This window comes from Xenorhabdus siamensis, assembly GCF_037996745.1.
Classification (GTDB): domain Bacteria; phylum Pseudomonadota; class Gammaproteobacteria; order Enterobacterales; family Enterobacteriaceae; genus Xenorhabdus; species Xenorhabdus indica.
Genome location: NZ_JBBMXE010000002.1, coordinates 184,524 through 207,435 on the forward strand (window position 1 = coordinate 184,524; position 22,912 = coordinate 207,435).

The 22,912-nt window shown below is 42.0% G+C and carries 18 protein-coding genes and 1 pseudogene; 5 read left to right on the forward strand and 14 right to left on the reverse strand.

Features of this window, described 5'->3' with window-relative positions; translation table 11 throughout:
* Positions 1-34: 34 nt before the first annotated feature.
* The 10 genes from AAC852_RS01795 to moeB form a co-directional block, all read right to left on the reverse strand.
* The gene (locus AAC852_RS01795; protein ID WP_047681236.1) at positions 35-1,201 is read right to left on the reverse strand and encodes an acyl-CoA dehydrogenase family protein; all 1,167 of its coding nucleotides are present in this window, start codon (positions 1,199-1,201) and stop codon (positions 35-37) included.
* A 38-nt stretch (positions 1,202-1,239) separates the two neighbouring features.
* Positions 1,240-3,753: a prodigiosin MAP biosynthesis aminotransferase PigE gene (pigE, locus tag AAC852_RS01800; RefSeq protein WP_047681239.1), complete on the reverse strand. Its 2,514-nt coding sequence runs from the start codon at positions 3,751-3,753 to the stop codon at positions 1,240-1,242.
* 10 nt (positions 3,754-3,763) lie between these two features.
* On the reverse strand, positions 3,764-6,175 hold the full coding sequence (locus tag AAC852_RS01805) for a hypothetical protein (RefSeq protein WP_340619539.1): 2,412 nt from the start codon (positions 6,173-6,175) through the stop codon (positions 3,764-3,766).
* 20 nt (positions 6,176-6,195) lie between these two features.
* Positions 6,196-7,218 carry a hypothetical protein gene (locus AAC852_RS01810; protein ID WP_340619540.1) on the reverse strand — a complete coding sequence of 341 codons (1,023 nt, stop codon included), beginning with the start codon at positions 7,216-7,218 and terminating at the stop codon, positions 6,196-6,198.
* 61 nt (positions 7,219-7,279) lie between these two features.
* A complete protein-coding gene (locus AAC852_RS01815; RefSeq protein ID WP_340619541.1) occupies positions 7,280-8,467 on the reverse strand; it encodes an MFS transporter in 1,188 nt (395 codons plus the stop codon).
* Positions 8,468-8,473: 6 nt separating this feature from the next.
* Positions 8,474-10,138 carry a class I adenylate-forming enzyme family protein gene (locus AAC852_RS01820; protein WP_052189518.1) on the reverse strand — a complete coding sequence of 555 codons (1,665 nt, stop codon included), beginning with the start codon at positions 10,136-10,138 and terminating at the stop codon, positions 8,474-8,476.
* The gene (locus AAC852_RS01825) at positions 10,135-11,811 is read right to left on the reverse strand and encodes a CoA transferase (RefSeq protein WP_340619542.1); all 1,677 of its coding nucleotides are present in this window, start codon (positions 11,809-11,811) and stop codon (positions 10,135-10,137) included. Before AAC852_RS01825 ends, AAC852_RS01820 begins: the two co-directional genes overlap by 4 nt.
* 45 nt (positions 11,812-11,856) lie before the next feature.
* Positions 11,857-12,129 (reverse strand): MoaD/ThiS family protein, encoded by a 273-nt coding sequence (locus AAC852_RS01830; protein WP_340619543.1) that lies wholly within the window; start codon positions 12,127-12,129, stop codon positions 11,857-11,859.
* Positions 12,130-12,142: 13 nt separating this feature from the next.
* A complete protein-coding gene (locus tag AAC852_RS01835) occupies positions 12,143-12,550 on the reverse strand; it encodes a M67 family metallopeptidase (RefSeq protein WP_047681251.1) in 408 nt (135 codons plus the stop codon).
* Between the two features lie 10 nt (positions 12,551-12,560).
* On the reverse strand, positions 12,561-13,727 hold the full coding sequence (gene moeB, locus AAC852_RS01840; protein WP_340619544.1) for a molybdopterin-synthase adenylyltransferase MoeB: 1,167 nt from the start codon (positions 13,725-13,727) through the stop codon (positions 12,561-12,563).
* 639 nt (positions 13,728-14,366) lie between these two features.
* Between moeB and AAC852_RS01845 the strand changes: the two genes are divergently transcribed.
* The 5 genes and pseudogenes from AAC852_RS01845 (at position 14,367) to AAC852_RS01865 (ending at position 19,075) form a co-directional block, all read left to right on the forward strand.
* Positions 14,367-14,978 carry a hypothetical protein gene (locus AAC852_RS01845; protein ID WP_340619545.1) on the forward strand — a complete coding sequence of 204 codons (612 nt, stop codon included), beginning with the start codon at positions 14,367-14,369 and terminating at the stop codon, positions 14,976-14,978.
* A complete protein-coding gene (locus AAC852_RS01850) occupies positions 14,975-15,193 on the forward strand; it encodes a hypothetical protein (protein WP_340619546.1) in 219 nt (72 codons plus the stop codon). The genes AAC852_RS01845 and AAC852_RS01850 overlap by 4 nt, the downstream gene beginning before the upstream one ends.
* Before the next feature lie 25 nt (positions 15,194-15,218).
* Positions 15,219-16,754: an aminotransferase class V-fold PLP-dependent enzyme gene (locus tag AAC852_RS01855; protein WP_047681255.1), complete on the forward strand. Its 1,536-nt coding sequence runs from the start codon at positions 15,219-15,221 to the stop codon at positions 16,752-16,754.
* A gap of 594 nt (positions 16,755-17,348) precedes the next feature.
* A pseudogene (locus tag AAC852_RS01860) lies at positions 17,349-17,957 on the forward strand (IS110 family RNA-guided transposase); the annotation flags it as partial.
* A gap of 233 nt (positions 17,958-18,190) precedes the next feature.
* Positions 18,191-19,075: an IS982 family transposase gene (locus AAC852_RS01865; protein ID WP_340619422.1), complete on the forward strand. Its 885-nt coding sequence runs from the start codon at positions 18,191-18,193 to the stop codon at positions 19,073-19,075.
* 302 nt (positions 19,076-19,377) lie between these two features.
* Here AAC852_RS01865 and speB read toward each other — a convergent pair whose 3' ends face one another.
* The 4 genes from speB to AAC852_RS01885 all read right to left on the reverse strand — a co-directional run bounded on the left by speB (position 19,378) and on the right by AAC852_RS01885 (position 22,614).
* Entirely contained in the window at positions 19,378-20,304 is a 927-nt protein-coding gene (gene speB, locus AAC852_RS01870; protein WP_340619547.1) for an agmatinase, read from the reverse strand.
* Positions 20,305-20,916: 612 nt separating this feature from the next.
* Positions 20,917-21,630, reverse strand: coding sequence for an acid phosphatase AphA (aphA, locus tag AAC852_RS01875; protein ID WP_340619548.1), 714 nt, complete (start codon positions 21,628-21,630; stop codon positions 20,917-20,919).
* Between the two features lie 115 nt (positions 21,631-21,745).
* Positions 21,746-22,312 carry a hypothetical protein gene (locus AAC852_RS01880; protein WP_340619549.1) on the reverse strand — a complete coding sequence of 189 codons (567 nt, stop codon included), beginning with the start codon at positions 22,310-22,312 and terminating at the stop codon, positions 21,746-21,748.
* A gap of 20 nt (positions 22,313-22,332) precedes the next feature.
* Positions 22,333-22,614: a LysR family transcriptional regulator gene (locus tag AAC852_RS01885; protein WP_340619550.1), complete on the reverse strand. Its 282-nt coding sequence runs from the start codon at positions 22,612-22,614 to the stop codon at positions 22,333-22,335.
* Positions 22,615-22,912 lie beyond the last annotated feature (298 nt).

The following is a 22,912-nucleotide window of genomic DNA, read 5'->3' on the forward strand; positions in this document are numbered from 1 at the left end:
CTGAAACAGATTGGAATAGAGCCCTCCGAGAACACTACACATCAACAATAATAGGTGCGCCCTGTTTGATTAAAGAGTTAGCGATAATATTACGATGGATTTCAGATGTTCCATCGATAATTCTGAATAACCGTGCATCGCGATAAAAACTTTCTATTAAATGCCCGTCATGGCAACCTGAAGCGCCAAAAATCTGAACGGCATGATCGGCAACTCTCCCCAGCAGCTCGGTAACAAACACTTTCAGCATCGAAATTTCTTCACGACACGATTCTCCCTTATCCATTCGTCTAGCTGTTTCCCACAACAATGCTCGCGCCGCCCGAATCTCAATAGCACAATCTGCAAGTATGTATCGAATATTCCCAGTTTCAACAATAGGTTTTCCAAATTGGTGACGTTGCTTGGCATGTTCTGTCATCAGATCAAGTAAACGCACACATTTACCCAAACCACGTGCAGCAACTTTCGCAAGCCGTGCCCTTCCCAGAGTTTGACATAATATTTTAAATCCTTGATTCATCTCACCCAGTAAGGCGTCTTCTTCCACATGAATTTGATTAAATATCAGTTCATTATGGCTAGTGCCAATAAATCCCATCATATTAAAACTCTTACCGAGAGAGAAGCCAGGCACATTTTTGTCTACTAAAAACAGAGAAATCCCTTTCGCCCCCAGTTCAGCGGCTGTTTTCGCTGCCACAATAAAATAGTCTGAGTACTCGGCATCACTGATATACGCTTTCCGTCCATTAAGCACCCACCCCTGATCGCTCTTAGTTGCACAGGTCTTAATGGAAGCTGCATCAGATCCAGCCTCAAGCTCAGAAACAGCTAGCGAGCACCAACGCTTTCCTTTCAGTGCTGGAAATAAGTATCGTTCCTGTTGAGCCGCTGTACCCAGCATCAGACATTCATAGATATTTCCCGTTGCCCGCCTGATTAGAACATCTTTTGTCACCCCCAATTGTTCCTGAATGAGTACATTTTCAAATGTACTCAGTCCAACACCGCCATACTGAAAATCAATATTGGTCGCAAACAACTTTGATTCCTGCCCCAATCTCATCAGAATCCTGGCTTGCTCCGGCTCAATTCCTCCCTGTTGAGTCACCGTGTTCTCCAATGGCACGAGGTGTTCCCAAGTAAAGCGACGTGCTTTTTCGACCAGCACATGTTGGTCTAGTGTTAACTGAGTCATTACTCATTCCTTCTGACATCCAGGTCAATTCAGATGATCTAATAATGAAATGTCGACATATCTTCGCAAACCTGACGAAATGCCTCAGCAAAATATTTAGCATCATCGTGAGTAAGGGTTAGTGGTGGCTGAATCCGCATCACTCGGTTACTATTTGCGGTCATAAATGTCAAAATCTGGTGTTCTTGTGCCAATTTAGTGACAATGCGCAAAACGAACATGTCTTCCATGCCTTGCTCTATCTCATGCAGAGCCTCATCAATATGGTATTTAGCCTTATCTGACAACAGATAGTAGGTTCCAACAGCATCCCAACTGAAACGGTGAGCCAACTCATTAACTGTGGCAGCAACACTTCCAGCAAAGGGTTGCTCGAACTCAATGGCTAACATGAGGCCTTTTCCCCGAACCGATTTCACAAACGGATAGTCGCCAGCAACGTCCTGTAATAATTTTTTCAAATAGGACCCCACATCTATAGCATTTTCGGCTAGTTTTTCTTCTTCAATCAACTTAAGTGCACTCAAAGCAACAGCTGCAGCCAAATTTCCTCCGCCAAATGTTGATGTATGCAATATAAATCGATCTATACTGCCATAAGCCGCATCCCACACTTTAGGGGTCGAAATTGTGGCACCAATAGGAATGACACCGCCAGACAGCGATTTCGATAGAGTCAGAATATCAGGACACACCTGTTCCCACTCACAGTAGAACATTTTTCCAGTACGCCCCAGTCCCGTCTGGATTTCATCCAAAATCAGCAAACAGTCATACTGATCACAAAGACGGCGCACAGCTTGCAAGTAGCCTGGAGGAGAAAGAATGACACCGCCTTCACCTTGGATAGGTTCCAAAATAAACGCAGCGATATTGCCCAATTTCAATTGCTGTTCCAATGCGACGACATCCCCAAATGGAATAGCATGACACTGACTCAATAAAGGTTCGAAATGCTTACGGTGCTTCTCCCTTCCTGTGACGGAGAGAGCCCCCATGGTTTTTCCGTGATACCCATTTTCGCAATATAGCAATGTATTTTTATCCGATGCGGCTAATGCCAATTTTATTGCAGCTTCAACGGCTTCTGTCCCTGAATTACTGAGAAATACTCGTGATAAAGCACCCGGTGCTATATTAGCCAGTTTTTCTGCCAATAGTGACGCCTGATATGGAATCGAGACATACTGAATAAAAGTAGGTTGTTGATGGGCTAAATAATTTGTTACTGCTGCCACAATGGCCGGATGGTTATGACCAACATTTACACATCCATAACCAGAAATAAAGTCATAGTATTCAATTCCCTGCGTATCAGTCAGTTTGAGTCCTTCTCCTTTAACAAATACTCTTTCCAGATGATTATATTCATAGAAATCGATCATTTCAGGGTTGATGTACTGGCGGAAACGTTCTACCGTCTCCCGGAAATTCGAGATACCAGGATGAGAAACCAGTTCTGCTGGAGGTTGAGGATGATGATAACGTCGGATCGCCACCCAATCCTGCTCTTTTACATGCCTCCCCAGACTGGCAAGCCGGGTCGGACTAAAACCATGTTTCAAGGCAATCTCTCCAATATTGAGAACTTTATTACAATCTAACTCTCTGCCAATAGAATAGAGTTCTGCCCGTTCTTCAAGAGCAAGAATCAGAGTTTCAGCCAGACATCCATTCATAAACATTTTTGGCTCAAACTCAGGCTGAGCTCCGCCAAAAGAGATCTGATCATTGGCAGAAATCAATCCCCCATCAAGCAGGAGTATATCTCGCCTTGGTTCATCTTGAGGCAAAACATCCCGGGGAAGTGCCACATCAATCACCACTGAACCAGGTTTTAATCTGGTAGGATCAATAACCCCACCAGTGGAGGTTGCCGCGACATAGAACGAAACGATTGGATAACATGTGCTAATATCATTTGTCAGCCGTATCTGAGCGTGGTAGGTTTCGGGCAGATAAGACAACAATTTTTCGGTAACCGCTTCACGGTGACGATGCACCAGATGTAAGCGAACCCCTAAAGGCAGTAATAAGCGGGCAAGCACGAGGGCAATGGAACCTGGATAGCCAGCAATGGCTATTTCTGCCTCATCTTCACTTATATTTAAATTTGCCAGTGTATCGAGCACATTCCGGTAAGCCACATAAGCTGTCAGAGAATTCCCTGTCGTCACCGGAACTACAGCCTGTTCGGCTGTTTGTAAACCACGTTGGCCGACAATACCCGTGAATCCGCCTAGCCCCACCAACTCAGCACCTTCTTCGCAAAGTTGACTAATTCCTGCAACTACACGCTCAGTAATCACTTTAGGCTGTGTTAGCATTTCTTCGGCAGTTAATGGCATGTAATGAATGATCCCACTACAGGTAGCTCCCGTTGCACTAATCACTTTTTCAAATCGTGTAAAAGGAACTAAGTTTTCATGCTGCCAAATATTCGGTTGAAATCCTTGAGCTTGATCACGGCAAGTTCGGATAAACATATCCATCAACTTTGAATGTCGCTTAAGTGGTATTGATGTAGGATGTGCAATAAAACCAAATTTCACGTTACATTCCTTATACTATATTGACACATTGCCATGCAGCTTCAGAGAGCAGGCTTAGCCCATCCCCATCGGAGTTATGTGAGAGCATGACGTCGATAAAATAAATAGCTTGAGGAGTTGTTAACACAGTTTCGCAATAGGCTGCATCAAAAGTTGCCCAGCGCTCACGAATGACCTGTATTGTTCCATGTGGCTCAGAGGAAATCTGGATATTAGAAGTCGTGACCAGAGCTAGATAACGCGATGATGCAACAAGAGAGGACTGTTTTATCTCATTGGTTGCACTTCGCTTATCGATATATGATCGAATCATTGACAGCATACCATTACACAAATAAAACACAGAAATATTAATCTTCTGTCGATGTGGATTTTGCATCAATGCTCGCTCAATATGATGTTCGATGTTTGGAGTTAAATCTCTGGCACCATCACCAATAAATGCCAGAATATTCTGAGATGATGTGCGAGCCAAATAGGGTAATGACATCAACGCATCTCCCATCAGTGCCCGACCATACCAACCGGAAAATCCTTTTCCTGTTTTCGGTAAATTCCGAATCGCACTGACTCCACATCTCCCTACATCATAAACACCTGTATAGACAAATCCCTGCTTACTAATCAGATTATGCAACTGTTTCCCTAAGTGGGCGTAAAAGTAATTGGGTGACATCGGCATCTGTGGCAGCCAATCTATCGGCGTTGTGTCAGGGCAATTCTGGACTCGTGCCAGTTCGTGACGACGATAAGCAAGCACCTCTTCATCCACATTAAGCCGGGCGAGTACTGTTTTTAAGAACGGGAGTAAATCACTATGTACAGCCAAATCAGTGTAAGGTGACATGTGTTCTGAACGACAGTTCACCTGAACAATATGACACTTATTTTTAAGTTTACTGGGAGAAAGTGGCGAGGATGCTTCATCGACTTTACTTTTGAGGAAAAAAATACTCTGGCTTTCAGGTGCAGCAAGCTCCTGTCCCTCATGTAAATAACGAAATATTCTGCGGCTGAAGCCGTAGTTCGACAACGTTCCGATATAGTTATTAACAAGCTTTTGCTGATGGTAATCACTGATCCCCCCCGGCGAAATCATCGCATCTGCTAACACTATTCCTGCTTTTTCAGCAATCTGATAAATCAGTTCACGTTCTTGATCTGCCAAATGGCAACATTGCCACAGTATACGACGCTTGTCATGATTGATCAGAAACATCACGGCATCTATGACAGACGTTTCACTATCCTCAATCCGTGGAGACAAAAGATTCCACTGATTCGGATAGGGCAACTGTTCAGATTTCAGAGTGCATTCCAAAGCAGATTGCGTTGCCAAAATAAACACAGGACCGGGCTGTGACTGTAATAGAGCACCGATTTCACTCAACCGCTCAGGTAAGGTCGCTCTATCATCAATATAGACACACGGAATTCCTTTGGCTTCAATCGATTTCCTGCCATCATAATCTTGGTGCATCGTACCTTGAAATGGATACCAGCTATTGCCAGGACTATCTGCACAAATGATGATACCTGGCGCGTGAGCACGCTTTAGGTTGTATAATGTGCCACGAAACTCATCAATCATACCTGAAGTCGCTGCAATCACGTAACCATGCTGATAAAATTGCCAGCCACAAAGTGCAGAAACAGCCAAGCTGTGCTCATTCGGCCCACTTTCACACAAGGTAGATGTATTATCACATAAACGAAGCATGGAATCGATAAACCCAGAGATCATCGACCCTGTATAGTAGTGAAAGTCCCAACGCTCTTGGAAATGGTACTCCATATAATTATAGATAAACTGTGCCATCGATGAGGTCATCAATTTAGAAGTCGTTGCTCTAACGAGCAAGGGATTAATATAAACATTATCCAAATGATCCATCAGATTTTTTAATACCTGTATTTCCCAAACCAGCGGATCAGACTGCCTAATATTGAACGTCACAGAATCCATCATTTGTATTTGTGCACTATCCTGCGTCATTTCTGACAACGAAAACAAACAAGAGTAGGGAGAAAATTTCCCAGAGTTCGACTCAATCAACTGGAAAAACTGATGACAGACCTGTTCGTAATCCCCATGCTGTAAAAACTGATCATCAGCAATCACTAGATCGAGTGTTCTGTCTGGATGCAATGTCATATCGGCCAGAGCTTCATCCAGTGTTTCATAGGTCATAACATGGAAAGAAAATTGATGTTTTTTCTGATAGGCCAGCAAGTATTCTCTGGCTTGCTGAAGCAAGTACGTCATAATAAAGTCAACCGAAACTGCCGAATTGGGTTCCCAAACTCCACAGTCACCAGATTCAGTGCCAATTGACAATTCCAACTTGTTAATTGCTTCTTTCACACCTTGACTTACAATTTGAGACTGAGTGACCACACAAATTCCGATATAATGATGCATAGGCTCTCCATAATTATTCATCAAAATGTACTAGCTTTGATCGTACCTGAAACGACAAGCAAAGCCTGACATAGGAAAAAGTAGCCATAAGGCATTTCTATAATTTCTTGGTTATTTTCAGAAGTGGTATAGCAACATCCAACAAACCTGATTGTTTCGTCCTCTTCGATAAAACTGGGATAAGTGAGTACCTGATGCAGTAAAACTTTTCCTCTTTCCCACCAGACAGAATGCCCGCCACAGGCTTCATCCAGCTTAAAAAAAGCCACAGCACTGATCAGTGTTGCAGAAGGATCAATAACAGGATGCTTATAATGCCCCGTCTTTGGCACATCGGAAGAATGAACGGAATAGTCTTGCCACCATACACTGCAAGATAATTCCGCTACGTGGAGAAATGTTTCTGGATTATACAAAGCAGCACAAGCCATTCCTAACATTCCCCAACTTTGCCCACGTGGCCAACTGCCTGCCTCTCCCACTGGCTTCCATTTTTCTGAACTCTCTGACGGACAAAAATGACTGTGGGTATAAAATTTTCCTGAAGGGTGAATTAATTGATGGGCAGTTAATTGGGCATGTGCTTGTGGCATCTCCTGCCAATGATGATGTACTCCTAATTCAACCAATGCGGCACAAGGATCTATTGATAGGCAGTTGTTTCCATATTCTCCTCCTCCCATTTCAGTCCCAACAGGAAAGCCCTGCCAAGGAGCAAAGGTCTGACTCAATTTTTCTTGAAATTGGAGGATAAGTTCGCCAGCCCGAGCATCATTCACTAAACGCAACGCGGGACCAAATCCGTACCAAGCATTCATCGCCCGAAATATAGACTGAACATACTTCTCGGATTGGATTTGATCCCAACGGAATTGGGTACGGGATATCAAAGTAGGATGATTTGAGAAATAACCTGCTAGCCAACAACTCCCCATCCAGAATCCAGCAACCCAAGAGCCACGAGATGACGTCATCCATGACGGACTATCGATAAGTCGATATAAAGGAAAACGGGGAGCAATCTGTTTCTCAATCTTAGCCACAGACATTGCCAATTTATGAATCAATCTCTGGTAATCGAAGTACATAATGAGTGCCTTCTGCTTACATCATCTGTGACAAAGACCAGCGCAAACGGAGCACTGCAAGAAAGCCGAAGCTTAATAGTATTAACATGAACACCATTCCTGCCCATGTCGATCCAACATAAGCCACCACCCACTGGAAAAGCAATGATCCCAATGCCAGCCCACCAAAAAATGCAAAAGAAACTCGTCCAGATGCAATGGGTATCTCACCAAAACAATCATGATGCAGAATCATAGACATCGCCAGAGCATTGGTTGCTACAAGCGTACAACCAATCCCAATCACCCCGACATAAACCAGCCAGAGATTTTGTGGGGAGGCATTAAATGTCGCAAGTAAAGCGAGAAATGCGAATACAAACAATAAAGCCAATAAATCGGATTCTTGCTTAAAGCGACTTGCCAGAGGTGTCAGCACCAAACGAGAGATCCAGCCCATCAACCCGAATAATGTGACAAGAAATGCAGCCTGACTAATAGGCATTCCCAATTGAGAAGCAAACATCGGTACCTGGGTAATAAAGGCTGCCAACACAATACCAACACAACCTTGCATTAACATAAGCATACTTATTGTGTTCAATTGTTCTGTTCTGTGGGATTTCATCTGTGGAACAGTCACTTTTGGCTGCCAGTTACAGATCGCAGCTAAAATCGCCATGAATAGACACACTGGAACAATAGCACCTAACGCTACCCGCCATCCCCATTGTGCTGCCATCCATGGCAAAATCGTCCCTGCCACCAATGCGGAGAGTTGAACTCCAGATTGCTTTACTCCCACCATGAACGATTTATGTGTAGGTGTCACCTGAGTCGCAATGGCCTGATTGGTCATTGGATTTGCCAAAGCCTGCGCAATACCGCAGACTGCTATTGCCAGTATCATCAGCCAAGGATGATTTGCCAAAACCAATGCTGCAAATGCTCCACCAGTGAACAAAAACAACGTAATACTTGCCCAACGGATACCTAATTTTTTCACCCATCTTCCCGCGGGAAAGGATAAAATAGCAGCTACACCAAATGCTGCTAGCGTAAATCCTCCCAGGAGTTCGCGGTCAATCTCACCCTCCTGTAACATAAAAGGTGCCAATGCTCCACTAGCATAAAGAATCAGCATAGGCAGTGCCATCGCCAGTACTAAAATAAATCCTAGCGATAATTCCGTCTTCTTATTATGGGCTTCATTTTGAATCGCCATATACACTTACCTCTTCTGATGCACTGATTTATTTTCAATACAATAGGTTTGAGCCAATTCTGATAACATATTATGAAGAGTAGGTTTATCAACTTTACCTGCAGGGCTAAGAGGTAATTGACTGAAATGGCAAAGATATTCTGGTAATTTGTGTTGCTCTAATCCATATGACAGCAAAAACTGTGCCACATCATTTAGAGAAAGTGGTTGTACGCCTTCCCGCAGTGACAAACAGAGACAAATTCTTTGTCCTAAGTCCCTATCAGGAATGGCAATACATGCAGCACTGACAATATCCTGATGATTAGTCATCAGTTTCTCAATCTGAATAGGGCTAATATTGACTCCTCCACGGATAATGACATCCTTCTTCCTTCCCATCAAATTAAGATAGCCACTTTCATCAATGCATCCCAAATCACCAGTGTAAACCCAACCATTTTGATCTCGATACTTTTCATCCAGCATGGGGGAATTCACGTACTGCATGGGAGAAATTGGTCCACGAGCCGCAATCTCCCCAATCTGTCCCTGAGGCAGTGGTTGATGACGTTCATCAACAATTCGGATATCACAAATGGAAGGGTTAGGACGCCCAACCGTCATAGCAATCTTTTCTCGTGTATCAGTCAAAGCATTAAAACAGTTTACACCATCAGCTGATCCGTAAAGGCTGACAAATCGACACCCAAATTTTTCATAACAGCGGTTAATTGTGGCTTCATCGATCAAAGCTCCTCCACTGACTAATGCGACTAAATCACGAAGATCCAAGTCATTCAGGCGATCATCGGCAACAATTCTCTGGAACATGGTCGGCACACCGAGAATGTGAGTCGGGCGATAATCATGAATTGCCTCCAATGCCGCATCGACACTAAACTTAGGCAAAATGACAATAGTGCCACCCAGCCATGCTATAACACATGCACTGGCAGTAGAACCAAATGCCGAGCCTAGGGGCATCAGATACAAAGGAACAAACCTCGTATGGTTTCCTCTTAGTTCCTCCATAAAACGTCCCCGTCCTCCTAACAAGGCGTTATGGGAATATGCAACTAATTTAGGCTCTGATTCAGAACCGGAAGATATGAGAAAACGCACTGGATCATCAGCGGAAACCAAAGGAAATTGTGTTAAAGGCTTCCCATCCAGTAATGCTTCAAATGATAGCCAATAGTCACGAGTTTTTCCCACTGTGATCAATACACGTAGCGATAATATCAAAGGCCGTAACGCTTCGATAATCTGACATACATCACCCTGATCATGCCGGTTTTCAACAATAATCGCACGCGCCTGACTGCGCTTAAGGATCGACTCAATATCTAACCGACCTCTTCCTTGTGGAAAAGGACACACCACGACGCCTATAGCAGCGGCAGCAATATCAATGACAATCGAGCGCCAACTGTTACTCAACTGATAAACAATCACATCACCACGCACAAGCCCTGCATTAGCCAGACCTGCTGCCAACCTCAAACTTTGCTGATAAATTTCAGAATAACGATAACTTCCATCCTGGGAACAAACCGCTAACCCATCAGGCTGTTTTTCAACTTGCTTACGAAAGGCTTCAAATACAGTTGATTCCGGATAAGCACCTGATGCTTTCCATTCATGGCGAACTGATTCGGGGACTAAATTGATAATACCTGCTGGATTCATAAGGGCCTCCATAATTCACGTAATTGTGTGTAACTCCCTCTCATCAAATAGGGTTCAACAAGTGGATGTGTAGGGAGTGATGCCAAATCGGTACAACACCATTCGGGTAAGGAGCTCTCTTTTGGGATAGACGAATTGTCGGTGAGAATGGGTTCTATCAACATCGTTGCAGCCCCCAGCAATGAGCTTCCAACACTCAGTCCTGACGTGCCTCTAACCCGACAGTAAAGAGCCATGATCGCTGCCTGTGCGGCAAGAATACCTCCGAAAACATCAGTCGCTGTAAACAACGTACCACCTTTAACACCCGAACTTTGGGCAATCACATCCGCCATACCGGAATAAGCCTGAGCCATAAAATCCGTGCCAGGAATCATCATTTCATTGTCTAGTATCCCCCAACCACCTGCATAGACATATACCAAATCAGGGTGATTAAGACTTAAATCAGAGATATCCAGCGCTAGCTCAGATGCTTTTCCCGGCGCCCAGTTGTGTATAAATAAGTCAGCATCATGAACCAATTTTTCGATGGTTTGTTTTCCCTCAGCTGATTTGATATCTACTTCAATCACCTGCTTACGAGCGTTCAACGCCTGAAAACGGGCAGAAGAATCACCAGCCAGAGGAGGCATATCACGCAAAGGATCGCCCCCCAGCGGCTCTATGCGCGTCACAGTCGCTCCAAGCATGGCGAGCAAATGCCCTGCCATAGGTCCTTGAATTCTCCGACAGGATTCCACCAGACAGATTCCTGCAAGTGGCAACCCAGATTTCACAGTGTCCGAGAGCATCCGAGCAGGCTTCTTGGCTTCATCACCAATGGCCTTAATAGACCAAGGGCCGAACTCAAGTAATGACTGTAAATCTCGATCCATCTTACGATCCTGAATACGCCTGACTGGGGTAATTGCAATTCCTGTCTGACGAGCCAGATCAGCCAAATCTGCATAGACATGACTGGTAAGTAGTGCCACCATCTCTCCAGGCAGTGACACAGTCCCTCTAGCATATCGCTGCATAAAGGTATGCCAGCCTCTGCCTATCTGTTGAATATCTGCCCCTAATTGAAGCCAAAACTTCTGCCAAAGCAGTGGAGAAAGAGACTCTAATTCAAACAGGACACCATCAAGAGATACAAAAGGAGGCCTGAGAGAGACATCTGCTTCGCCACATGAGAACACCTCAGCTCCAGTTTCTGCAGTAGCACCTGCTAGATATTGTCCGACAGCTAATACTCCGGCTTGCACTAGATCAAAAGTAGCTTTCTGTATTCTGCTGCCTCGGTTCCACGCTATTAACCCAGCCAATAGCTGTTGCAATACCAAAGAGGCGCTAATCACCGAAATATATTCAATACCTAACGGAACAATCCGATCCAATGAGCGACTGTGAACAGCAACTAATCCGGTCAGTGCTTGTAATGCGACTTCATCACAAACCTGTCCATTGATCACAGGCGAAGTAACCGTCAGCATAAATTGCCAGCCTTCCTGCTCCTGTAATATCAACACCAATTCGTTGTTCGAAGCCTTAATTGAAGATTCATTGACCGCAATACCGATTTTCTCCGCCTGAGAATTTAATGCCCTGATAAACGGGGCAAACGCTGCATCGGCCTGACTAAATGTGCCACTGAGCCGCAATAACTGAAATATTTTTTTTCTTGGCATGAATACGCCCCCGATTACAATAAATAACGGTTCTAACGTTGTGAATTATCCTCCAGCCACTGCCGGAAGGATGGTGATCACATCGCCGGCTTTCACGGTAGTTTGCAGCCCTTTTCCAAATCGGATGTCATCGTCATTTACATAGAAATTGATAAACCCGTGAACATCTCCTTCCTTCACTAAACGATCTTTAATTCCAGGGAAATCAATATCTAATTTATCAATAACTTCACAAACACTTTCACCAGAAGAGGTTACAGTTTTCTGGTCATTAGTGAATGTTCTTAAAATAGTAGGTATATGGACCATGACCGACATAATTATTATTTCCTCATTGAGTAATTTTTATGATTTCTTCGATTGCATGTCCCTGCACATATCGGTAGCTACGCAGTTCAAGCAGCGATGCTGGCGCAGTAGAAAGAATGACATGGTGAATCTGGGGTGAAACAGAAAAAGCTAAGTCTTCTCTACTCGGATAAGCCCGTGAGCCAGAATGAGAGTGGTAAAGAACTATCGGTTCCAGTTCTTTTTCTTCCATCTGACGCCAAACCTGAAGCTGTTGTCTCGAATCAAACCGGAAATAAACCTCGGAAGCAGCACTATTGTGCATAGGAATAACCAATTCAGGCTTATCGCTCCCACAGGGACCAACGATGAGTCCACAAGCTTCAATTGGATGTTCTTTCTCAGCATGTTTCACAATTTCATCCAATTGGACTTGAGATAACACTAGCATTGGATACTCCTTAATATGTAGCTTGTGAGGAATCAACTTGTCGGATCCAATTTAGGATTCCGCCTTCCAAACTAAATAGTGATTTAAATCCCTGTCTCTGCATGGCAAGCAGTACTTTTCGGGAGCGTCCACCCATCTTGCAATACACAACTACCGGACATTGTCGATCAAGCAGTTTGAGACCTATCCCATTTATAATTTCTTGTTGAAGTATCCCAATAGAGTTTTCGATATTACAGATAGCTCGTTCGCCAGGTTCTCGTACATCCACCAATTGAACAGCTTCTCCCCGCTCCAACATTTTTTGAAGCTCTTGCGGAGTTATTTGGGGAACAACTTCATCAGGGGTTTGTGATTTGAGACCACAGAAGATCTGATAATCTGTCAATTGTGTTATCGTCATACGATTTTGAGCACGGCGAAGCGGTAACGTACGATATGTCATATCCAACGCGTCATAGACCATCAAACGACCTAAAAGGCTTGTTCCTGCCCCCGTAATCAATTTGATGGCTTCAGTCGCCATAATAGAACCAATAGCAGCACACAGCACGCCAAATACCCCACCTTCAGAGCAAGAGGGAGCATGTTCAGGTGGTGGAGGTACAGGATATAAATCACGGTAGTTCAGTCCCAGCTCACCCGGTGCATTTTCCCAAAACACGGACGCCTGTCCTTCAAAACGGTAGATAGATCCCCATACATAAGGCTTGCCAGCCAGCACACAAGCATCATTTACCAGATAACGGGTTGAAAAGTTATCCGTTCCATCGAGTACCAAATCGTACTGACGGATCAGTTCTAATGCATTCTCTGGTTCAAGGCGTTGTTGATGGCAAATGATATGAGTAAGGTGGTTGGTTTCTTGTATCGACTGACGAGCACTATCCGCTTTGTTGCGTCCGATATCGGATTGACCGTGAATTATCTGACGTTGTAAATTTGATTCATCAACCACATCAAAATCGATAATTCCTATTGTTCCAATACCCGCCGCAGCTAAATAGAATAATATAGGTGATCCTAATCCCCCAGCCCCTATCACTAACACTTTGGCGTTTTTCAGACGACACTGGCCGATATATCCAATATCTGGCAGTAATAAATGACGGCTGTATCTCTCCTTTTCCTCTTTATCTAAGTGAGGTGCAGGCTCGACAAGCGGTGGTAGTTTCATTGTAATCCCTCCACTTTCTCTTTATCTGTCCCACGTGCAAATAATCGGGACTTCAACATACGGCTAGCTATTTAAAAGGAGGGTAGGTAGTAAAGAATATCAAACGCAGAGCTAATTTTTATCATTCTGTGAACGAAAATCTAGTTTGTTCGTCATTTGATATCAGATTGCTCCGTGTTTTATATCGGGCGACACCACAATCCCTATAGTGATATTGGACAGGAAAAACAATCTTAAGACGGGACGGTTATCAATTAATTGGCTTCAACACATGTTATTCACGGAGTTTATTCTCGTTCATGCTTGCAATGAACTGCCTGAGCGATGAAGAAACCTCTAACCAGATTATCAAAATACCACAGGTATTCTGATAGAAATTAGAGGAAAACCTCCTCATTCTCACAAGTTATTAAAAGTGACTCACAGATGAATTTGTCAATAAACAAAACTAACGAGCAACAATATCTATTTAATATGCTATTAGGCCCAATTCGCTGGAATATACTCGCATTCGCATTCCATCACAGACTGTTTGATCACTTCATCACTATGGCCGATGCAACCACTGTGGCCCAACAATTCAACTGGTGCCCGACACGATTAACATTACTTCTCAACTCTTATGTCTCCCTGGGGATTATGGAAAAACAAGCCCAGAGTTTTTTTATTAAATCCAATTATCAGCCTTACTTGCTTAGTCATTCACAACATTATCTCGGGGAAACACTCTGCTCGCTGGCAGAAATCAAATCTCTCACATTGACGAAATCCGCTGAATGGCTGGTACAAAACACACAACCAAAACAACAAATGGATATGCATGACCAACGTTTTTGGCAAAAAGCGACATCGCGTTTACGAGCTTTTCACCGAAGTACAAGAAACCCAATCCTGCTATCTATCCTTCAGTCGCTTGATAATTGGCAAGATGGACTGCATTTCCTTGATGTTGGAGCAGGCTCTGCAGAGCTAGCCCAAAATATTTTAGCTATTCACCCACAAAGCAAAATCACATTGTTTGATTTGCCTCTCTGTTGTACAGCAATACAAATGCAATTGATAGATTCGGATGGATTTGATGAATCTAATCCCTCTCAGTCCATCAAGTTTCTTCCTGGTGATATGAACACCACCCTTTTTGGCGGACCTTACCAAATAATAGTAGCTGCAATGTCTCTCTATTTTGCTACCAATCTTCAAGATTGTATAAAGTTAGGCTCTGGGCATCATTGTTTCCCGGCGGAACATTGATTAGTTTCCACGAATCACTGAACCAAGAACGCACTCAACCTGAGTTTCATGTATTGGGCCGCCTCCCTGCTGAACTGGCAAATGGCCCATTTTCTATCGAATCAGAACAGATTGAAGAGGCGTTAAAAGCCAATCACCCCTCTCGTCTAGATACCCGAAAAATCCCAACTCCATTTGGAGAAATGACACTAATTATTGCCCATAAATGCATTTGACAATCAGGAAAAGGAAACAAAAACAATGTCATTAAGTATGGATCTTATCCGCCAATCGATTATCGGAGAGTGCTGGCCCATTAAAACCCCGTTTGGTATCAAGCCATTGATCTATGCAGATTATACGGCTTCCGGGCGAAGCCTCAGTTTTATCGAGCAGTTTATTCAGCAACAAGTGATGCCCTTCTATGGAAACACACATACCGAAACCTCAATCACTGGGTTCCAAACAACATATCTGCGTGAGCAAAGCCGTCACATTATCCGCCAAGCGCTAAACGCCACTCAGGAGTATCACATTATTTTCACTGGATCAGGAGCAACCAGTGCTATTAACCGCTTTATTCATATGCTGAATATTCCTCGTTATAAGGAACAAAAACCTGTTGTTTTCATAGGCGGTTATGAACACCACTCCAACGATCTGCCTTGGCGGGAAGCGGATGTAGAATTGGTTCGTATTCCACTCACTCCAGAAGGTATACTTGATCAAACAGAATTAAAAACACAACTCCTCAAATATCAACATGTTCCTCTCAAAGTCGGCTCTTTCTCTGCTGCTTCGAATGTCACAGGGATTAAAACCGATATTACTGGAATCTTTACCCTACTCAAAAGCTTTAATGCACTATCATGTTGGGATTTTGCGGCAGCAGCGCCCTATATGTCCATTGATTTACAGGAAATTCCAATGGATGCCATATTTATTTCACCTCATAAATTTCTAGGTGGTCCTGGTACACCGGGCTTGTTGGTGATTAGAAATAATTGTTTTAGTCAGACTATCCCTGGCCTTAATGGCGGTGGCACCGTATCTTATGTAAATGCATCAACCCACCAGTATGTCGACAATATCGAACGTCGTGAAGAAGGTGGCACTCCTGCCATCATTGAATCAATTCGTGCAGGGCTGGTATTTAAAATCCAACAACAAATTGGTCTAGACTACATTAAAAAACGGGAAAAAGATCTGGTTGAACAAACACTCTTATATTGGAGGAATCTCCCTAATTTCGAGTTAATGGGCAATCCTTCCCTTCCCAGACTAGCCATCTTCTCATTTAATATTAAAGGACTACATTATGGTGTGGTTGTTGCCATGCTAAATGACTTATTCGGAATTCAGGCCAGAGGCGGTTGTTCTTGTGCAGGACCTTATGCCCACCAGTTATTGGATATCAACCAAGACGATAGCCGGAATATCCAAGAAAAACTAGCACAGGGAAACAATCTTGCCCGTCCTGGCTGGGTACGGTTAAATCTGCATTATCTGCTGGAACAATCCACAGTTTATTACATTCTAGAGGCTGTTTCACTCATCGCCCGCTATGGGCACTGGTTAGCAAAGCAGTATCATTACCATAATGACAAAGGTGTTTGGTTATACCAACAATACCAACCTCAACTGACCGTTTCTCTCGATCATCTGGAGTTCTCTCGCCAACAGAGGAACATCCGCCCGGAATCTCTTGAAGAATCCATGAAATCAGCTAAGAATATCCTGTTAAAAAGCAAGTCACATGTTAGTAGTAAGAAAATTGTCAATATATTAAACAGTTAGTTGTTATGGTAAACTCCGCCTCCTTTTTATTGGTGGCACATATTTAAAGTTGTTATCTATTGTCGTTATTGCCAAAAATCAGAAGACGTAAAGGGGCATGACAAAGGAAACAAAGGTTAGCACCGCGATTCCTGTAGTAAGGTCTTTCAGCTCAAATATACCTACTGTGCTTACAACCCAATCTAGGGTTAAAGAACAAATTATCGATATGACCATAAATACATCAACATTTGCACAGTTGTACTTTAATGAATTCGGCCACTTTGATAAAAAGTGACTTTCTGATGAGCAACGCACGTTTTACATCGAAAAGCGACAGCGATATTTAAATAACATCGGGAAAGCTTAGCTATCGGACTCCTCGCAAAGGTAAAACAATATTGACGGCCTGTAATCTATCAACCGGAATTTTAACCCACTTACGCCGAATTAACACTGTTACACTCGGACAATTATTATGTTGCAAAGCTAATCTGTGGTTTTACCTGATTGTTTCAATTTGGCAACAATAGGTGCGTTTTTGGGCACTAATGAGCAACTGTCTTTCGCTTTAAACTGTGTGGAATGATTCATCCCACGGTTTATTTGTTTTTATCATTGCATCGGATCAGAGAGTCACTGGTCAAGGATAAAGTCAAAACGACTAACCAGATGCACGGTTTCTTGCTGGAATTCGGGATTAGCTTACCGAGGGGAGAGGCTGTTATTAAGCGCTTATCTTTAGTATTGGCTGAACATGAACTTCCCGATTACCTGCTCCGATTATTGATGCGACTTCATGCACATTATCTTTATCTTGTTGAGCAAATTGCTGAATTGGAAGTTGAACTAAAATAAACAATAACAATGGATGACATCGCTCAACGTCTCAGGACGATCCCTGGAGTAGGTCTCATCACGGCCAGCTTACTTTCTTCACAGTTAGGCGATGGCAAACAGTATGTAAAAAGCCGTGATTTTGCTGCATCAATGGGATTAGTTCCTCGGCAATACAGCACAGGAGGAAGAAATACCCTGTTGGGCATCAGTAAGCGAGGAAATAAGAATTTACGAAGACTTCTGGTGCAATGTGCACGAGTGTTTATGCAACGATTGGAACGTTATCCAGGGAAATGAGCTGATTGGGGCAGAGGACAGCTTGAACGAAAACACTCTAATATCGTGGCTTGTGCACTGGCAAACAAATTAGCCCGGATAGCCTAGGCGTTAGCGACACACTGCACGGTGTTTGAAAATTAATTCTGACACCCGCATCAGTAAATTTAAACAGTTACCTGCCAGGTTTTGCGAAGACTGATAATTGATGACATGAGCGGTCTATCGGCCTTATGAGAAACCTAGAATAACCTGAATTCTGGATAAGAAATTGACGAGAGGCCTGTTCCAGGAGCAAAGTTTTGGTGAAAGCCTAAAACGACTCCGGGGAGGAACAGGCCATGGACAAGTTAGTTGAAATTTTCTGCGATGTCGACGACTTTTGTCGTCTTTTCATCCCCCAGTGGGCGCAGTTTTGTCTCGATAACGGATACCGCCTGCGCCGCAGACAAGGCCGCATGTATCCCAGTGAAATCATGACAATTTTAATCCTCTTTCAGCGGTCGCATTACCGTGATTTTAAAAACTTTTATTTGGAGCATATCTGGCAATACCATCACCGCGACTTCCCCTCCTTGCTCAGTTATACCCGTTTTATCAGCGTTGCCCCGTCCGTTTTGGTCCCCTTATCCAGTTATCTGACTCAATTAAAAGGAAAACCGACAGGCATTGCTTTTATCGACTCCACGAGTTTGCGCGTTTGTCATAACATCCGTATTCCTCGTCATAAGGTCTTTCAGGGCATAGCGCAACGCGGAAAAACCTCAATGGGATGGTTCTATGGGTTCAAATTACACCTGATTATTAACCATCTGGGCGAAATTTTAGCGCTTAAAGTGACCCCGGGTAATGTGGATGATAGGGAGCCTGTACGCGAATTATCAAAAGATCTCACGGGTTCTCTTTACGGCGACAAAGGATATCTGAGTCAGGAATTGGCGGATGATTTAGCTAAAACGGATATCACCTTTATCACGAAAAAGCGCCGCAACATGAAAGCGCTTGCACTGGCTGAGTGGGATAAGGTTATGCTTAAAAAGCGTTTTATCATTGAAACGATTAATGGACAATTAAAAAACGGCTCTCAATTAGAACATTCTCGTCACCGAAGTATAACCGGTTTTTTGTTAACCATTTTAACGGGATTGATTGCTTACTGCCTTAAAGAGAAAAAGCCATCACTGAAAATTTTCTACTCAGAAGAAGATATTTCAGTAATAGCTTAAGCGGAATTGGGGTTAGAATAAAAAATGGCTCTTTTGAAGCCGAGTCGCTTTTAAGGTTCATCAGGTGCGAAACGCATTGAGGCGCGGGCATCCTTGCCTATAGTGACGCCGGATAGATTTAAGCAAGCCCAAAATTCATCAAAAATGAGTGTTGCAAAAACGAGGGTGACCATAGATTTTATTCATATGGCTACTAGATACAGTAACGATCAGTAAAGGCAGTAAAAAAAGAAAAAACCCGTCAATTGGACGGGCTTTAAAACTTTGCTATTACAAAAACAGTGCTTATTTAGCTGAATATGTTAAACACGCTTTTTCGAGGCCTGTAAATATAACAATTCCAATCCAATCGTCGCTGCCGCCAGCGCGGTAATTTCTGATTGGTCATAGGCAGGAGCAACTTCCACGACATCCATGCCAACGATATGCAAAGGTTGCAGACCACGCAGGATTTTCAACGCACGATCTGAAGTCAGACCACCGATCACGGGAGTCCCTGTGCCGGGTGCAAATGCCGGATCAAGACAATCAATATCGAAAGTCAGATATACAGGCAGATCACCGACAACAGCTTTGATCTGCTCAACAACATCATCAACGCTACGATCATTAACCTGTCCGGCATCTAATACCGTGAAATCATTATCGGTATCGTGCTCGGTACGAATACCGATTTGTACAGAGTGGGCTGGATCGATTAGCCCCTCATTTGGTGCATGGTAAAACATCGTACCGTGATCAAACTTACTGCCATTTGGGTAGGTATCCGTATGAGCGTCAAAATGCACCAGTGCCATTTTACCGAAATGTTTCGCATGAGCACGTAAGAGTGGCAATGTAACAAAGTGATCACCACCAAAAGAAAGCATCTTCTTGCCTGACGCCAGCACTTTCTCAGCATGAGCCTGCAATTTTTCGCTCATATCCTGAGCATCACCAAAATTAAATACCAGATCACCACAATCCACGATATTCAGGCGATTACGCAGGCTGAAGTTCCATGGCCAACGGCTGCTTTCCCAAGCCAGATTAGTCGATACCTGACGAATGGCTGCTGGCCCGTGGCGACTGCCAGCTCGTCCAGATGTAGCCATATCAAAAGGCACACCTGTAATCACCCACTCTGCATCACTGGAATAAGGTTGGAAATTCAACGGGAAGCGCAGGAAGCCGAAGGCATTTGAAACCAAGGAGTTATCGATTTGGTTTCCTAAGGAACTAATATTCATGATATTTCCCCAAAAGTCCTGTGTTTAACTAGCACAGAGCTTGATTACGCTAATTTCAAAAGAGTCTAGATTTTAAAATTAATTTAAAAAATAATAAATTACTGCCTAAAGAGAACAGATATGTACTTATTCATGCTCTAACAGAAAAAGCCCCAAACACTCCAGCTTGGTAACTACTTCTATAGTATTAGACATATATAGTATTAGACATATATAGTATTAGACATATTTTTTTCTTACCACTATTTTGAGAAGAATTACATTGAATAAACGCTACAATGATCTGAAAGACAAACGAGGGTTTATTCAATCGTGAGATAGCTCTGTTGTTTGATGATCAACCTGAAACGGGTTGACTTGAATCCAATTACATGAAAATCATGATATTAATGAGTAAAAACTATGAAAAAGAACATGACCCGATCGCTTTCCCAAATCCCATTGAAGCCATTAAATTCAGCATGGAATAACCCGGCTTGACAGTTAAAGGTTTAGAACCAACGACGGGTAAATCTAACCGTGTTTACTGAAGCTCTCAATAGTGCAATGAATGTTATCAGCAAGATCGTCACTACTGTGACACAAAAACATTAAAACCAATAAATAGTTATATTAATAATCAGATTTAATAACGACTTCTTCTCCAAATCTTCCGGCTTTTGGCAAAGGTTGATAAGAAGAATTTGATGCTCTCAAGATACGAATGCCACGAATATTTAACTCGCGAGCTGCTATAATATCTGCATCAGCATCTCCATAATAAATTTTCAACTTATGCTTTTTTATCCAACTTACTTTATCATTTTTATTTGGTTCATCCCCTGCGAAAATTACAGTATGCATTTTATCTTCAGGAATATGTAGGCCTTTCTGTATATGCTGAGTAATAGATTCTATTTTTGTTTCGGTACGCCCTGTAATAAAGTAAATATCATCTCCTCGTTTTATATGCATCTGAACTAGTTCAATACCGATTTTTTTCGGCATACTGAATTTATTCCATTCATTATTCATTTTTTCCCAAAACTCTGTCTTTTTCAGATAGTTTTCATTATTAGGTGAATATTCTAATTTTCCTCGATAAAACCCTGGACTAGAAAATATGATTGTATCATCAACATCAAACCCAACAGCCATTGGCGGTTGTCCTTCCAAACTTCTCTCGATCTGCTTAACTGAAACCCAATGTACGGCGTGGCGCGGGGTTAAATCAGCCGAAGTTACTCCAGATTCAACTTGCTCAAGCATAAACTCGTTTGCTTGCACTGCACCATTTAAACCGAAAGCAAGTGTAATTACACCGAATATCAGTGTTACTTTACTCATCATTATTACTCCCTGCCTATATTATTTATAACATTATATTTAATAAACGTTAGTATATAAGTTAATAGACAAAATATTATTTCATGAGAAATACAAAACCTAATTTAAAGAGGAATTAAAAATTAGAAAAGTGAATTAAAAAATCTTTCAATTCTAACTCCCTTCTCTTTAAATAATAAAGATAACTGAATAATTTAGATGGAAATAAAGTATTAGGAATAAATTCCAAATCAATATTTTTTAGATACCTGGAGCTCAATGCTGAACTATTAATTATAGAATAACCAATATCAAAACAAACAAAATCTATAATATAATTAATTTCTGGAACAACTAACATTTGAGTTTTAATTTCATGTTCTTCTCGATAATTCAATAAATCATAAAACAATGGATGATTTTTTATTTCGGAATGTAGAACCATTTTTTCATTACGAATAATATTATCTAATGAGTTATTTCTATTCAATATTTTTTTTGAAAAAATAAACATATCTACTTCATGACCATATTTTTTACAAGAAATTCGTTCTAATTCGTCTTCTGTTGGTGGATGAATTGAAATAAAAAGATCCAATTCTCCTGAAAGGAGTTTACTACGATGATCTCCAAATTGATACCTTTCACTAATAAAATCAATTTGGCCATTTTCAATTATTTTACTTGTTAATTTTTTAAACAATTTATTGTAACTATCTGTTCCTACTTTAATCTCTTTTTTTTTAATCTTGAGAAAAAACTTGATTTAATATTCTCAACATTATCACGTATAGGTAATAAATATTTGTATAAATTTATTCCTTCTTCCGTCAGAGTTACTCCTGTATTAGAACGGTTAAATAGCTTAAATCCCAATACCTCTTCTATATCAGCGATACTTTTACAAAGTGCTGGAGGGCTTATATGAATATTTTTGGAAGCTTTTTTGAAAGACCCACATTCTACAACACTCAAAAAATGATTTATTTTCTTTGATAAAATCATAATAATCCCACCAATAAAAAACAAAATATTAACAATAGTAATATGAGGTTATATAAAGCATACAAAGATGTCAAGGTTATATTTTAGTTCAAAATAGGACAATTAATAATTCATATTAAAGCAAAAACATACTAATATTATAGTCATTTTGAGAATACAAAATTGTAAGATATTAAATTCGATAAAATTAAAATCAAAGAAAGAGGTATTTAAAGTTTAATAGTCATCTATGCATTTAAAGTATGACAGGAAACGCTAAAACTGTTGTGATCAATAAAAACTGGTCACTGGTTGATAA